Source organism: Flavobacterium sp. 21.1, assembly GCF_057801535.1.
In genome coordinates this window covers 381,181-397,510 of the sequence record NZ_JBYNXA010000005.1, presented here as the reverse complement: position 1 = coordinate 397,510, position 16,330 = coordinate 381,181, and the positions used below count along the sequence as shown (strand labels likewise).

The 16,330-nt window shown below is 37.9% G+C and carries 11 protein-coding genes; all 11 read right to left on the bottom strand.

The window, feature by feature from the left end; genetic code table 11:
- Positions 1-140: 140 nt before the first annotated feature.
- Entirely contained in the window at positions 141-857 is a 717-nt protein-coding gene (locus tag AC3E9U_RS13810; protein ID WP_488747504.1) for a response regulator transcription factor, read from the bottom strand.
- Between the two features lie 5 nt (positions 858-862).
- Entirely contained in the window at positions 863-2,446 is a 1,584-nt protein-coding gene (locus tag AC3E9U_RS13805) for a sensor histidine kinase (RefSeq protein ID WP_488747503.1), read from the bottom strand.
- A gap of 71 nt (positions 2,447-2,517) precedes the next feature.
- The gene (gene coaE, locus AC3E9U_RS13800; RefSeq protein ID WP_488747502.1) at positions 2,518-3,102 is read right to left on the bottom strand and encodes a dephospho-CoA kinase; all 585 of its coding nucleotides are present in this window, start codon (positions 3,100-3,102) and stop codon (positions 2,518-2,520) included.
- A 1-nt stretch (position 3,103) separates the two neighbouring features.
- Positions 3,104-4,102: a glycosyltransferase family 2 protein gene (locus tag AC3E9U_RS13795; RefSeq protein WP_488747501.1), complete on the bottom strand. Its 999-nt coding sequence runs from the start codon at positions 4,100-4,102 to the stop codon at positions 3,104-3,106.
- Positions 4,103-4,190: 88 nt separating this feature from the next.
- Positions 4,191-5,960, bottom strand: a complete 1,770-nt coding sequence (locus AC3E9U_RS13790; RefSeq protein ID WP_488747500.1) for a T9SS type A sorting domain-containing protein — start codon at positions 5,958-5,960, stop codon at positions 4,191-4,193.
- A gap of 73 nt (positions 5,961-6,033) precedes the next feature.
- Positions 6,034-8,190 carry a T9SS type A sorting domain-containing protein gene (locus tag AC3E9U_RS13785; RefSeq protein ID WP_488747499.1) on the bottom strand — a complete coding sequence of 719 codons (2,157 nt, stop codon included), beginning with the start codon at positions 8,188-8,190 and terminating at the stop codon, positions 6,034-6,036.
- A 253-nt stretch (positions 8,191-8,443) separates the two neighbouring features.
- Positions 8,444-10,906: a T9SS type A sorting domain-containing protein gene (locus AC3E9U_RS13780; protein ID WP_488747498.1), complete on the bottom strand. Its 2,463-nt coding sequence runs from the start codon at positions 10,904-10,906 to the stop codon at positions 8,444-8,446.
- A gap of 379 nt (positions 10,907-11,285) precedes the next feature.
- Positions 11,286-12,476: an enoyl-ACP reductase FabV gene (fabV, locus tag AC3E9U_RS13775; protein WP_488747497.1), complete on the bottom strand. Its 1,191-nt coding sequence runs from the start codon at positions 12,474-12,476 to the stop codon at positions 11,286-11,288.
- Between the two features lie 77 nt (positions 12,477-12,553).
- Entirely contained in the window at positions 12,554-14,206 is a 1,653-nt protein-coding gene (gene recN / locus AC3E9U_RS13770) for a DNA repair protein RecN (RefSeq protein ID WP_488747496.1), read from the bottom strand.
- A gap of 33 nt (positions 14,207-14,239) precedes the next feature.
- Complete coding sequence (gene porD / locus AC3E9U_RS13765) at positions 14,240-15,127, bottom strand: type IX secretion system protein PorD (RefSeq protein WP_488747495.1); 888 nt, start codon at positions 15,125-15,127, stop codon at positions 14,240-14,242.
- Positions 15,120-16,328 (bottom strand): bifunctional phosphopantothenoylcysteine decarboxylase/phosphopantothenate--cysteine ligase CoaBC, encoded by a 1,209-nt coding sequence (coaBC, locus tag AC3E9U_RS13760; protein ID WP_488747494.1) that lies wholly within the window; start codon positions 16,326-16,328, stop codon positions 15,120-15,122. Before coaBC ends, porD begins: the two co-directional genes overlap by 8 nt.
- Between the last annotated feature and the right edge of the window lie 2 nt (positions 16,329-16,330).

The following is a 16,330-nucleotide window of genomic DNA, read 5'->3' as shown; positions in this document are numbered from 1 at the left end:
CGACCAGCGGAAGCTCTTTTTGCTTTGTGGAACTCTTTTTTTTATTAAAAATCTTGGAGTGCAAAGCCGGAACAGTTACCAATAAAAAAGCCCCGATTTCTCAGAGCTTCTTTCCAATAATATAATTAATCCTTATCAATTTATTCGGCTGCTTTTCCTTTTATGACTAAACGGAAACCTTCTCCGTGAATATTCAAAATCTCAACATCTTCGTCCTGTTTCAAATACTTACGCAATTTGGCAATATATACATCCATACTTCTGGAAGTAAAATAGTTGTCATCTCTCCAGATTTTTGTCAACGCTAACTCACGCGGCATCAGGTCATTTTCATGCAATGCAAGCATTTTAAGCAATTCATTTTCCTTAGGCGATAGTTTGATTGCTTCTTCACCCGGGAACGTTAAGAAACGAAGTTTTGAATTCAGGTGGAATTTACCGATTTCGAATTCAAAACGTGTATTGTCAGTTTTTGTTTCAGAAGCTTTACGCATGATGATCGCTTTGATCTTCATCAGTAATACTTCCGAATCAAATGGTTTGTTTAAATAATCGTCTGCACCTACTTTATATCCTTTCAACACATCCTCTTTCATAGATTTTGCTGTAAGGAAAATGATAGGCACTTCTTTATTTTTTTCACGAATCTCACGGGCTAAAGTATAACCGTCTTTGTAAGGCATCATGACATCAAGAATACACAAATCGTAATTGTCCTTCTTGAACTTTTCGAAACCTTCCATTCCGTTTTTGGCCAGGGTAACATCAAAATCATTTATGATCAAATAATCTTTCAGTACAGCTCCGAAATTTGGATCGTCTTCTACTAGTAGAATTTTTTTGTTAGTTGCATCCATATTTTTTAATTTATTAAAGGCACTTTAATTGTGAAGGTACTTCCCTTCCCTTTTTCACTTTCTACAAAAATCTGGCCATTGTGATCTTCTACAATTCTTTTGACATAGGCCAGTCCTAAACCGTGTCCCTTTACATTATGTAAATCACCGGTATGTTCCCTGTAAAATTTTTCAAATATTCTTTTTTGGGCCACTTTGCTCATTCCGGAGCCCTGATCTTTTACTTTTATCAAGATAAAATCTTTCACATTTTCCGTTGAAACCTCTATTACCGGGGCCTCGGGAGAATATTTTATGGCATTATCCAGAATGTTAACCATTACGTTGGTGAAGTGAACATCATTCAGCAGAATGGTGTTTCTTTTCGCCTGAAGGTTGTTGATGATCATACCTCCGCGATCTTCCACTATCAGGTTAACGTGCTCTATGGCGTCTTCTATAATCTCATGAACGTTTGTTGGTTCTTTGCTAATTTCTAATTCCCTACGCTCCAGTTTTGAAATCCTAAGAACGTTTTCCACCTGTGCATGCATTCGTTTGTTTTCGTCCCGGATCATCTGCAGGTATCGTTCTACTTTTTCCCTGTCTTCAATGATTTTTGGGTTTTTAATCGCATCTAAAGCAAGATTTATAGTTGCAATAGGTGTTTTAAACTCATGCGTCATATTGTTGATGAAATCGGTCTTAATTTCCGAAATCTGCTTTTGTCTTATCAGCTGGTTCAGCGCACTGAAATACGCGACTATGATTACTAACGTAAAAATCAGTGATAATGATGTAATGCCTACTAAAGAAGAGAACAGGAATTTTCTTTTTTGGGGAAAACTCACCATCAACTCATACTTATTTTCGTTGTCATTATCGGTAAAGACCGGGATTCCATAGGTTGATTTCTTCTCGTAATCAAAGTCCTCCGATCTCACTTTGGTTGCCAGACCGTTGCTGTAAATCCCAAATTCGAAAGGCGTTTTTACTCCGTATTGTCTTAACTCATTTGCCAGCATGGCATTCAGGCGTTCTTTTGAAATCCGCTCTTGTATGGGTTTTAAATCAACAAGATCTTTAAACATGATTTCAAACTGCGCTTTGTCCAGGATATCCAGACTTCCGGACTTTTCTACTGTGATATCCGGCGTGTTGGATTTCTGCATCCCTGAATTATCAATAATGTTACCGTTGTAAATTTCAGTTTTTCGCTTGGCCACAAAACTTTTTAACGGTACGGAATCAGAATTTTTATCAAAGAACGAACGGTTTAAACTGTAATCTTCTGAAATGATCGTATTGGAATAAATGATCTGCTCATTTGTCTTCGGATCGCGTTCCACAAAGAAGTATTCCTTTAACTCACTTTGCTTGGGCGCCCTTCCGGTACTATCTTTCAGTTTATTGTATGTTCTGTAAAACTCAAAAGCCTCCTGCTGCTGCAGTTTGTCGGCTACATTTCCTATAACCTGCTGTACATGAAACTTGAATTGCTCTTCATTATTTTTGTAAGAAGTGTCAATCCAATACAACTGTACGAGGATTATCCCAATAAGAGATAAACTCATCAACACAACAAGTAATCGGAAACGCGTTTTATTCATCAAAACAAAATTAACATTTTAACATTTAGACCTTAAAAATATTAACCAAAGATTAACATCTGCTTAAGTTTTTACATTTTATTCAATTCTTTAAGAATTTCTCTGACATTTTTCTGAACTTGTTCAATATCTGTGTTTTGAATAATGTAATCTGATAATGGAATCTTTTTCTCGTCTGACCATTGGTTTGCCATTCGATCCATAACCTGTTCTTTCGTCACCTTATCTCGATCCATGACTCTTTTGATTCTGATCTCTTCCGGAGCGGTAACCAGAATGATTTTATCACAATCCCGATAGCTTCCGCTTTCAAAGAGAATCGCTGCTTCTTTAATGACAAAAGGTTCCTGTTTATGGTCTTCCACCCAGGAAAGGAAATGGTTCCTCACAACGGGATGAACGATGCTGTTTAATTTTTCGAGTTGTTGCGGTGCCGAAAAAACGATATCAGCAATCTTTTTTTTGTCTAATTTTTTGTCTTTACTAATAGTTTCCTCAAAGACCGACTGGATTTTGTTTATCATTTCGGGTGTGTCCATCAGTTTTTTAGCTTCATCATCAGCTATGTAAACCGAAACCCCCAATTCTCTGAAATAACCTGCTACTGTAGATTTTCCACTTCCAATCCCGCCTGTGAGTCCTATTATACGTGTCATATTATTTTTTAAAAAACAATTCCGGGAACGCCATTTCAGGTTGCTGTTTTTTGATCTTTATTTTGATGAAAGACTGCAAAAAACCAATCCCATATCCTACAAACTGAAATATTGCCGCAAAAACCGATAAAAAACCAATCCACGGATTCATATTCTCCGTTGCTCCTATCCAGAACAATAGAATAAAATAAGCGGCATAGATCTTAATCGGAATTGAAAATCCGAAAACCATTAAAATCACGGAGGCTATAAATCCGAACAAAAAAAGTGTCGGGAACCAAAATGTGATTTTACTGTGCTTTGGATACCATGAATCCAATATAGGTCTTGCTTTTCCGAATTTATTTACTTGTTTATAGAATTTCCCAAAATCGATTCTGCGCTTGTGAAACACATAGGAATCTTTAAAAAGTTTGGTTTTAAAACCTAATTTCCAAAGGCGGATCGACAGATCCGGATCTTCACCCGGATGAATGTTTCCGAAACCTCCCGAAGCCTCAAATGCTTTTTTGGACAACCCCATATTAAAACTTCGCGGCTGGAATTTCCCCATCTTTTCAGATCCTCCGCGGACTCCTCCGGTAGTTAAAAAAGACGTCATTGTAAAATTGATAGCCTTTTGAACAGACGAAAAGGACTCCAATGCATTATCAGGTCCGCCAAAACAATCCACGAAGTCTTTTTTAAGATTTTTATCGACTGAACTGAGATAATTTTCGGGTAAAATACAGTCAGAATCCAGGATGAGAAAATAACTTCCCATAGCTTGTTTCATTCCGAAATTTCTGGAATCGCCAGGCCCTGAATTAGGTTTATTGAAATAGGAGATAAATAATTTACCTTCATACTTCTTCACTACATCGTGACACGGGATAGTAGATCCGTCCTCAACAATAACTACCTCATAATCTTCATGATAATCTTGCTCTGCTAAACTTTTCAGCAGTTCCTCAACTTCATCAGGTCGGTTGTAAACCGGAATAATAAACGAAAAATACATTACTGCAACTAAATTTTAACAAAGATAATGCTATAAAAAGAAAAAGCCGCTTCGAAGAGCGGCTTTTTAAAACATTTAACCGTATTTGTTATTGCTTTATAACTTTTATAGCTTTCGTTAAACCATCAGCTGTTACTTTAACAATATAGTTTCCTGAATTCAAATTTGACATATCAATTTGTCCTTGTGCCACGTTTAATGTTTTGACCATAACTTTTTGCCCCAACATATTGTAAATCTCTACTGAAGAAATTTCTGAAGAGTAAGACAAATTTAATACATCTTTTACCGGGTTTGGATATACATTTAAACCTGACATATTAAAATCCTGATTACCTAAAACAAGATGTGCAGTTACTGCTAATCTGGAAGGATTGGTTCTACTTTCACAACCGGCCGAATTGGTTTGGGAAGCGTAATAGGTCACACCATCAACCAATGGGGTCGAATTTAGCAACAAATCATTTCCGGTAGCCGAACCATACCATTTGATATTTGTTCCGACAAGCTCAATATTTGCTAATGTTTCTCCGCTTGTAAAAGTCTGATTGGCTTCCCCAGAAGGAGGCAATGGATTTGGACTTATTAGCAAATCAAAATTTTTAATAAAATAACATCCGGTAATAAGGTTTTCAGTTGCAGCATAGATAGTCTGATTACCTGAACTCAAGAAAGCTTGAGGAACAGTTATCGGATTCGAAAAATTTTCTGCATCTGATTGAGTTCGATAATAAGTTATCAGATACTCCGCCGGATTTAAAGCGCCTAATATAATTGCATTATTGGTAGTTAAATCAAAAGAAACCGGATTAGATTGTGAACCACAAATCACAATATCGTTAGGTTCCTGAATTTGCGGTCCAACGGTTGCTGTAACTGAGTCTGAAAAATTCTGCAATACCCCATTACACAATGGATATGAAACTGTAGCTGTATACTGCTCCGTAGAAGTTGGACAAATAGTTGTCGGATTACCTGATGCATAAGGATTTCCATTTTTTAACCATGAAATTGTTGGCGTGATAGTATTTCCGTTTGGAGTAAAACGCCAGGCTTCATTAGTTGCCGACCACGTCCCCAGATTTCTTCCGGGAGGAAAAGATGCAACGGTTCCGTCTTGATTTTGAATTCCAATCAGACCATTACCATTAGACCATGTAGTACAAGAAACTCTCCTATTTACATAAACTTCTATCACATTCGTAGTTTCGTATAATACGATTTGTGATGTTTGTGCACCGACATTACTATCGGAACTACATCCATATTGTGCAACCTGGCTAAAATTTAAAACAAAAGCCCTGTTTGGAAAAGTACCTATCGTAAAATAGTTTATTACCGGATTAGCAAAAGAATTGAATACATTAGGATTTAAATCCTGAAAAACTCCATTAATTGAGTTCTTAAATGGGGCTCCAGCTCCGGAATAGGGTAATGGTCCCGATGCTACCCAAGTACTGCCCGTGTCTGGAGAATACAATCCTCCTGCGGTTATTCCTGCTACACTAAAAGTGATTGCACCATTTGTTGAAATTAAAACTTTATTATAAACCTGTCCATAAAAACAAAAATTAAAATCCTGGGGAGTTGATCCTTTTAAATCAATAACACCTGACCATCTGTCATCAATATTCAAATTCGTTTGACTACCATTAGTTGATCCAAAAGGAGGGTTGAATGGTATGCTGCTAACCTGATATGAGGTAGATTCTTTTATATTCGGATAAACCACACGTAAAGGTGCACAATCACCGGGATTACAGGCTATCTCAGGCGCCAGTACAAGCACGTGTATATCTTGAGCAAATGAGCATATCCCTAATAAAAGCAGGGGTAATAAAAAGTATTTTTTCTTCATTTTTATTTTTTTGCAAATGTAAAAAAAAAGGAACCACTTTCGTAGTTCCTTTTGTAAGAAAAAAATTCAATATTTATTGTTTTACAACTTTAATAGCTTTGGTTAAACCATCAGCCGTTACTTTAACAATATAGTTTCCTGAATTCAAATTTGACATATCGATTTGTCCTTGTGCAACGTTTAATGTTTTAACCATTACTTTTTGCCCCAACATATTGTAAATCTCTACTGAAGAAATTTCTGTTGAGTATGACAGGTTCAACACGTCCTTTACAGGGTTTGGATATGCTTTGAAAGAAGTAACATCAAAAGAACCAGTACTTAATGAAGCATCATATGCCGAAATCTGATAAGTAATTGGCGCACCGCCTCCGTATCTCCACGTATTTACATAAACGGTTTCTCCCGGTGTTCTTGTTAAGTTTACCATTGAATAATTACCGTCTGAACTATCATCATCATCGCACTCGATCAAAGTCAAACTACCACAAGTCCCTGAATAAACAGCCATTCCACTATCATAGTTTCCTGTACCGTCATTGTTTGTTTCCACGGTTAAAGTTCCTGATGCCGGAATAGTCACTTGATACCAAACATCATTTCCTGTGAACGAAGCACAACCTGGTGCCGGTGGATTAGAGTTAGTAGCCCCTGTTAATGATACAGGTTGTGGATTAATTGAGAAAACACCGCCAGGAGTAAGTACAGTTGCAGTACCACAATTATCATTTGTCGGTGGAGTTGCTAATGTAGTAAAAGTAACCGTTGACCAGATACTGTATGTAGGGCCTGCACAAACCGTTCTTACGTGGAAATAGTACGTAGTAGAAGGCGCTAATGAAGTTGCATTATAAGAATTTGTTGCAATAGCAGTACCTGAACCAGCCGGATCTGTAGCCACCTGATCTAAAACATACTGATAATTACCTGTAGTAACATTCCATGCCATATTAGCTGCAGAACTGTTTACACCGTTTGCTGTCAACCCAGTAGGCTCAACACATGCCGGAGTCAATCTTAATTGAAAGTTATCGATTGAGAAATCTATATCCGCCGATCCGTCTGCAGTTCCTTCAACTGCTCTGAATGCAAAACGAACATTTTGTCCTGCATAAGCATCTAAATCAATGATATTTGTACTTCCTAAATTTGAAGGTACGTTCGTATCGTTGTAAGTATAAAGAACTGTCCAGTTATTAGTTGATGTAGAAACTAAAACCTGAACAAAATCATCTGATTCCCAAGCAGTAGACGGTGCATTAGTTGAAGCATATTGGTTTGCCGCTGCATCAAACTTAAGTTCATATCCTGTAGCCGGAATATTGTATACCGGAGAAATTACCCAGTCATTTGCACTCGCAAGATAAAGATTGTATTTGATGGCTCCTGTAGTTCCGTTGTTAGCAAATCCGTCAGCGTTCCATGAGCTGTTTCCGAAAGTTGCCGGTCCGGCACCTAAATCACCATTATCAGCTTCCTGCCAGCATCCCGGAAGGTAAACTCCGAAATCTTCTGCAGTCGGCGCGGTTATTGAACCACAAGTTGTAAATGATGATTCAGTACATCCTGTTGCATTACCTATCGCATTATAAGGAACAACAGTTACGTAGTACGTAGCGCCTGCTGTTAAAGCTCCTAAATCATAAGTCAACACATTGCCAACGTCCTGCATGTTCAGCACATTTGTAGCACCAGGTGAAGTTCCTACTTTCAATTTATAACCTGAAGGACCGCCCGGAGCTGCTGTCCATGAAATTTGTGAATTCATTACGCTTACTGCAGCGTTCGCCGGACTAGCCAAAACAGTACAACTTGGTACTGCTATCGGTGTAAAAGTAACTTCCACGTCAATTGTCATTGTTATGTAATCCGAATAAGCATCATCATCATGTGAAGTGATTGTCACCGAAGAAAAACCTGTAATGTCAACATTGTTGAAATCTGCACCACATCCTGCCATTGCAGCACCACCACTTATTGACAAATCAAAGCCAAACCAGCTGGAAGCATCGGTAGAACAAAAACCGGAACTTAAACTTGCGCGAGGGTTCTTTAATTTCATGCTGGTTACCGCACCTGCTCCCTGACAAGTAACATCGGCGGCGTTAATGGTCAATACTGTGGGGTCATCATCGTACCCGGTCACAGTAAACGTCTGTGTACAAGTTGATTGCGCGAACGCCGGCAACCCGAACAAAAAAAGTAAAAATAAAAATGTAATTTTTTTCATATAAGTATTTGGTTAGTTATTTACCAAAAGTATGTTTTTTTTCACAAAAACGCGATTATATAACTTTTTTCAACAAAAAAATTATTAACATTTTTTCAACAAAACGTTCTAAATACTGTTTAAATCATCAAAATATCCGCAAAACACCCATATTATTCAGAAAAATACAATGCAGATTCTTAACAACGAAGTAGTATAACAAAAAAGAGCCGTCTTTTCGGACAGCTCTTTTTTGTTAAAAGTTAAAATTTAACTATTGTTTTATAACTTTTATTGTTTTGGTTAAACCGTCAGCAGTGACTTTTACAATGTAATTACCGGCGTTCAGATTTGACATATCAATTTGTCCCTCAGCGACGTTTATTGTTTTAGCCAGTACTTTTTGACCTAGCATGTTATAAACCTCTACTGATGAAATATTGGCTGAATAAGATAAATTCAACATATTTCTAACGGGGTTCGGATAAGCTTTAAAGGATGCAGTGTCAAACGATCCGGTGCTCAATGAAGCATCATAAGCTGAAATTTTGAATGTACCAATTGTACCTCCTCCATATTCCCAAACGTTTACATACACTATTTCGCCCGCAGTCCTTCCGGTTAAGGAAATTCTGGAGAAGTTACCGTCAGTGCTTGAATCATCATCACAAGACACTAAAGTCAGTCCCGCACAAGTTCCGCTATAAACAGCCATACCTGTATCGGTTAAAGCACTTCCCCCTGCTGTATCGTTATTAGTTTCAAGAGTTAAAGTACCGGAAGCCGGAATAGCTACAGAATACCAAACATCACCACCTGCAAAGCTCGCACATCCAGGTGCCGGAGGATTAGAATTGGTAGCTCCTAAATTTGTTCCTACCACAGGATTATCGGTGAAAACACCACCCGGAGTCAATGTAGTTGCCGTAGCGCAATTATCATTTGCCGGCGGAGTCGCCAATGTGGTAAAAGAAATTGTTGACCAAGTACTGTAAGTCGGACCTGCACAAACAGTTCTTACGTGGAAATAGTAAGTTGTAGATTGAGTTAATGGAGTAGCATTATACGTTTCTGCCGACAATGTAGTTCCCGCACCTGCAGGATCAGTAGCCACAGTATCCAAAACATATTGATAGTTTCCATTAGTTGCCGTCCATGAAATATCTGCTGAATTACTGGTAACATTGCTCGCTACCAATCCACCAGGACTAGGACATGCAGGTGTTAATTCTAATTTCATATCATCCAAAGCAACATACCACGGTCCTGAACTAGGCTGGTTAACTCTGATTCCAAAATAATAAGTACCTGTAGAAGAAGGCACGAAAGTACGTTTCACTTCAGCATAAGGCTGAATTGCGATTGTACCTGATCCCGGAACGTTGTAGGTTGCTCCTAATTGTGTCGCTCCTACGGAATTTGGTGTAGTATTGTAGAACATGTCCACAACCCATCCTGTACCACCATCACCTTGTACATAAGATGAAAAATCGTAAGAAGTACCGGCAGTTAAGTTAAAACCTACTGTCCAGATATATTCGTTAGTCGCAGACCAAGCATCTCTTAAATAATTAGCGCCTGATCTTGGTGTATTATAAGTTGTCGCATTTGATGTTGACCAATCTCCATTTTCTTTTAACCAACAGCTTGGGAAATTTGTAGTTCCCAAAGTGGTTAAACCATCGAAGTTTTCAGTCCAAGGCAATGAGGTAACTGCACCACAAGAAACAATTGACGAAACACTTGAATAACCGAAAAGTCCAGAAGCAGTACAGGTAATTTTCATTCTGTATTGAATCGGAGTTCCGGCATATACCGGTGGTGTATATATTAAAGTAGTAGCTCCTGTTCCTCCAGTTGCATTAGCCCAGTTTGAACCACCATCAGTAGATTCCTCCCATTGGTATGTTAAACCGGATGCTCCCGAAGTCTGTCCTGTAATCGAAATAGCTGCTGCTGCCTGCGAAGGTGATAAGGTTTGCGATACAGGAGCCGCAGTTCCTCCAACCGGTGTTCCTGAACATGGTGCCGGTGGCGTAAATGAAAATATCTGTCCTGTTGCGGGTTTCGTGTTAATATTAGTTGTGGAAGTTGAACTACTTACAGCCGGAGTACCAACGTTTGTAACATTCAAGTAACTTCCCGCTCCGGATCCGATAGCTGAACCGATACCAATCGATGCAGAACCACTAGCCACAGCTGTAGCTTCTTGTCTGTACACAAATTCAATAACACCTGTAGTTTCATACAATTTCACCTGAAAACTGATAACCGGTGTTGTTGATCCATAATTCCACTCCCAGTTTCTCCATTCCACAGTCAGAACCTGATTTGGAGCAGTTCCTGTCAGCTCATAAGATGCTACGGATACGTCTCCGGTTGTTCTTCCGTCCATATCATCCCATAAAGGAGCAATAATTGGTCGTGAAGTCGCATTAGCCGTTGAAAAATCGTTTCCTGTCAAAGAAGAGGTTCCGGTCATATTCAAACTGATAAAACCATTGGAACTCATTTTGAACTGTGTGTAAGTAACGCCTTCATATACAAAGTTGAACCCAATGTTTTGAGCCGGACTCATATAGGTGTCGGCTTTTACAAGTGGTAACAGAGTAGCAGAACCGCTATTATCTGTATAAGTACCGGTGCTACTTGCAAAAGAATAGCTTGAAGCTGATTGCGCGTACCCTCCAGTCACAAAAATCACCATTAAAGTGATAAGAAAAGTAATTTTTTTCATGGTTTGTCTTTTAATTTTTGAACTATAAATATAACACAAACGACGTCATATGTCATAAAAAACCCGACCAAAAACACAAAAGAAAAGACAAACGTTACTTATTAAACACATTTCTAAAGATTTTACTTATAATTACCTTTCGTACATCTTTTTTCTGTTATAATACCATCATAACTCCTCCTTTAAAAACACCACAAACAAAGATAAAATCATAGGTTTTTATAACAGCTAAGCACCTGTAATTGTTACATAATTTCATTCGTGTCTTTAATAAAGATGCAGAACGACCGAACGATAATCATTTTTCTTCTGCAACAAAAAAAAAAGCATAAAAAAAACTCACGACAAGCGTGAGTTTTTTTATTGAAAATATTTTTTCTTATGAGATACTTGGTACCTGAACCATTTCATCTGCATCCGCAAGATAATCTACTCCTTCGAAACCAAATCCGAACAAGTTTAAGAAATCGTGTTTATAACCTTCTAAATCACCTAACTCAACAAGAGATTCTGTTGTAGACTCGTTCCATAATGCAGCGATCTGACTTTGAACATCTTCTCTCATTTCCCAATCATCAATACGGATTCTGCCCTTTTCATCTGTTGGAACCACAGAACCGTTATATAATCTTTGCTGGAACAATCTTTGCATTTGTTCGATACATCCTTCGTGAATTCCTTTTTCCTTCATGATCTTGTACAACAATGAAATATACAATGGAATTACCGGAATCGCAGAACTCGCCTGAGTAACTAGAGCTTTGTTCACAGACACATATCCTTTACCGTTGATATCCTTCAATTTTTCAGTAATCTCAAATGCTGTAGCTTCTAAATGATCTTTTGCTCTACCGATAGTTCCTTTTCTGTACACTGCTTCAGTAACTTCAGGTCCGATATAAGAATAAGCAACTGTTGTAGCTCCTTCTGCCAAAACTCCCGCCGCTTTCATTGCATCCATCCACATTGACCAATCTTCACCTCCCATTACGGCAACTGTGTTGGCAATATCTTCTTCATTTGCAGGTTCGATTGATACTGTAGAAACATTTCCAGTATGAAAATCAACCGTTTTATTTGTAAAAGTACTACCAATTGGTTTTAAAACTGAACGGTGTGTAACGCCCGTCACAGGATGAACACGAACCGGTGAAGCCAAACTATATATAATTAAGTCAACCTGACCTAAATCAGCTTTTATCATATCGATAGTCTGCTGTTTTACTTCATTTGAAAATGCGTCACCGTTGATGCTTTTAGCATATAATCCAGCGTTGTGAGCTTCTTTTTCAAAAGCTGCTGAATTGTACCAACCCGGAGAAGCGGTTTTTCCTTCCATTGGCGGTTTTTCGAAAAATACACCAATAGTAGAGGCGTTAGAACCAAAAGCACTTGTAATTCTGGAGGCCAAACCAAAACCTGTAGAAGCACCTATTACCAATACTCGCTTCGGCCCATTAATTTCACCTTTTGATTTTACATATTCTATTTGATTTTTAACATTTTGTTCGGACCCTTTTGGATGAGCGGTCAAACAAATAAATCCTCGCATTCTAGGTTCTATGATCATGTCCTATTTTTTTATGTTTTTTTGGTTAGTGTTTGTTTCTTATCTAAAATAAAGCGTAACAAAAATAAGTTAAAAAATTAATTCAGCAACGCTTTTGCGTGATTTAGCGCCGAATCGGAAATGTCTTTTCCCGAAAGCATTTCAGCGATTTCGACGATTCGCTCTTCGGCTGACAATAACTTCAGCTCGGAAATCGTACTTTCTGCTAAAGCCGATTTAAATACTTTATAATGTTGTTGTCCTTTCGCCGCGATTTGAGGTAAATGCGTAATGGCAAAAACCTGCATTTCAATACTCATCGCTTTCATTATATCGCCCATCTTATGAGCAATTTCACCGGAAACTCCTGTATCGATCTCATCAAAAATAATGGTAGGTAATTTGGAATATTCCGCCAAAATAGCTTTAACTGCTAACATGATTCGGGATAACTCTCCTCCTGAAGCTACTTTCTTCAATAAGCCGAAATCCGTTCCCTTGTTCGCAGAGAACAACAGTTGGATTTCGTCTTTTCCAAAAGTGTTGTAGTTTTCCGATGCATTGATTTCAAACTGAAAACGGGAGTTCGGCATTCCGAGCTGAGACAAAATAGAAGTTATCCTCTCGGTTAAAACAGGCACGGCCGTTTTTCTGCTTTTTGAAATTGCATCTGCCAAACCGTCAAGAATTTCAATTTTTGAGAGGATTTCAATTTCCAGTTTATGGATAACATTATCTAAATCATCAGCCAAAACCAATTTGTCATCCAAATCATTTTGGATCTCAAGTAATTCTTCAACAGTGTTTACCTGATGCTTCTTTTGCAAAGAATAAATCGTCTGCAACTTTTGATTAGCCAGTTCGAGTTGTTCAGGATCATTAACCAGTTTCTCTGACTGATTGTAAAGTTCATTTCCTATATCATCAAATTCGATCAACGCACTTGCAACACGTTCAGATAACTCACTAAATTCAGGAGATAAACCTGAAATTTTCTGCAACGTAGCACGTACTTCCTTAATATTTTGAATGATCCCGATCTGATCTTCATTGGTTAAAGCAATTGACTTATCAAGCGCTTCTTTAATTGATTCGACGTTATTCAGCTTTTCATAAATACTTTCAAGTTCTGATTGTTCTCCCGCTTTTAAATTGGCAGCGATTAGTTCCTCCAATAAAAAGGAATTATAATCTTTCTCTTTTGCCAATGCGTCTTTATCGGAAATCAGCTTTTTTAACTGACTTTTAGCGGATTTATATTCTGAAAGCTGCGTACTGTATTGCACTAAAAACTCTGAATTACCGGCTACAGCATCCAAGATTTGAATCTGATAGGCTTCTTCTGATAATTCTCTGGTCTGATGCTGAGAATGAATATCGATCAGAAAATCTCCTAATTCCTGTAATTCAGTAAGATTTACCGGACTGTCATTTATAAAAGCCCGCGATTTTCCGGAAGGAAGAATTTCTCTTCTGATGATGGTCAGATCTTCATAATCCAGATCATTTTCCGCAAAAAAAGACTTTAAATTGTATTTATCGATTTTAAATTGTGCTTCAATTACACACTTTTGTTCTTTGTCTTTTAACGAACTCAGGTCGGCACGTTTACCCAAAACCAAACCCAAAGCACCTAAAAGAATAGATTTTCCCGCACCTGTTTCTCCGGTAATGATAGACAATTGCCCGGAAAAATTCATTTCCAACTGCTCAATCAGCGCGAAGTTTTTGATAGTTAAGTGTGTAAGCATAAATTGTGTCTGAAGATAGATTAAAACACAAATTTAGAATTTTATATTATTCCATTTTGTGGAATTTAAAGGAGAAATTCTGTTTAATGTTTCGGTTAAGTCAACGATATCAACACTTGGTCCTCCTGAGAAAATATAAACAATTTCATCGGCTTTTGCATCAAAAAAGATTCTTGTAATAAAAGCATTGGGACGAGTCGAGTGAATTTTAGAAACCGTCTTAACCGCTTTAACGACATTTTGTTTGGCTGTCTTAGGGTCTTCAGCCATTTTATCCATACCTAACTGATGGTATTCATACAATGCTTCGCGGTACGGAGTAAAAGTATTGGACAATAAATCGTTAATAAGGTAGTATCGGTTCTGTTTTTTCTCTGTTTGTGTCCACCCTGCCCCACCACCGGATTGTGCAAGGTTTGCCATATTTGAGGCAGATTCTAAAAACTTAGTTCCTCCCTGATTTGAAAAAGTATCGGCATCCAGACCAATGATAATATTAGCATAAAAAGCAATCATTGCCACCAGATTCGAATCATAGCTGTTAGGATTGTAAACAAAATTTTCAAATTCAACATATCTGAAATTAAATTCCTTATCGTTGTAATTGAATACCGGCGAGGTGTAAGTTGAATTATATATAGGTCGTGATGACTGAACCTGTAAAGTACATTTAAAATCATTTGATTCATAAGACTGAATCGTGATAAACATACTGCAATCGATACGCTCGTTACTTGCAAAGTTTTTAGTAGACCATTTGGTGTTATTTACAAACTCCCCTAAAGAACGTTCCAAGGTTTTGAATATCTGAACATTCGCCGCAGTAATCTGGTCGTAATTGACTTTTACGGAACACTTCAATTCCTGGCTGTATCCAAAGAATGAAACAAATAAAAGTCCGAAAAGAATCCAATTACGCATACTGTTTTACTATTTTATTAACGATATCCTGAGCTACTTCTTCTTTGGATTTTAAATCCATTGGTACAATTTGAAAATCCTTATCAATGAAAGTCACTTTATTGGTTGGCTTACCAAAACCGGCACCTTCATCATTTAAGGAATTAAGAACAATCAAATCTAAGTTTTTTTTCTGAATTTTTTGCTTTGCGTGTTCAATTTCGTTTTCAGTTTCCAAAGCGAAACCGATTAAAAACTGTTGGCGTTTTATTTCGCCAAGAGAAGCAAGTATGTCTTTTGTTTTTTCCAGTTCGATTGTAAACGACTCATCATTCTTTTTTATTTTTTGAGAAGCCACATTTTTAGGACGATAATCAGCTACTGCAGCAGCAGCTACCGCAACGTCAACGTCATTGAAATATTTATGACAGGTATCATACATTTCCTGAGCTGATGTAACTCTTTCAATTTTCACTAATGCATGTTTCAACTGGAGATGCGTCGGACCGGAAACAAGAATGACTTCGGCACCTAAATCAGCAGCGGCTTTAGCAATATCAAATCCCATTTTTCCTGTGGAATGATTTCCGATAAAACGAACCGGATCGATAGCTTCATAAGTTGGGCCCGCTGTTACCAATATCTTTTTTCCTTTTAGCGGAAGCTTACTTTCAATATCTCTTTCTAAAAAAGCGACAATATTTTCCGGTTCAGCCATTCTTCCTTCGCCTGAAAGACCACTGGCCAGTTCACCGCTTTCTGCAGGAATGATAATATTCCCGTATTCCTTCAATGCCTCAAAATTACCAAGTGTGGATGGATGTTTGTACATGTCCAGATCCATTGCCGGAGCAAAGTATACAGGGCATTTAGCCGATAAATAAGTAGCTATTAAAAGGTTATCGCAATTGCCTTTGACCATTTTGGAAAGCGTATTGGCAGTTGCCGGAGCAATGAGCATCAGATCAGCCCAAAGTCCGAAATCCACATGATTGTTCCATTCGGCTTCCTCTTCATCTTCATTGACAAAAGTGGAATACACCGGATTTTTGGAAAGTGTGGACAGCGTTAGCGGAGTAACAAAATCTTTAGAAGCAGGTGTCATGATTACCTGAACCTGGGCACCTGCTTTTATAAGTAGTCTAACTAATGTTGCTGTTTTATACGCGGCTATCCCTCCGGAAACACCGAGCAATACTTTTTTTCCGCTTAAAACAGACATAT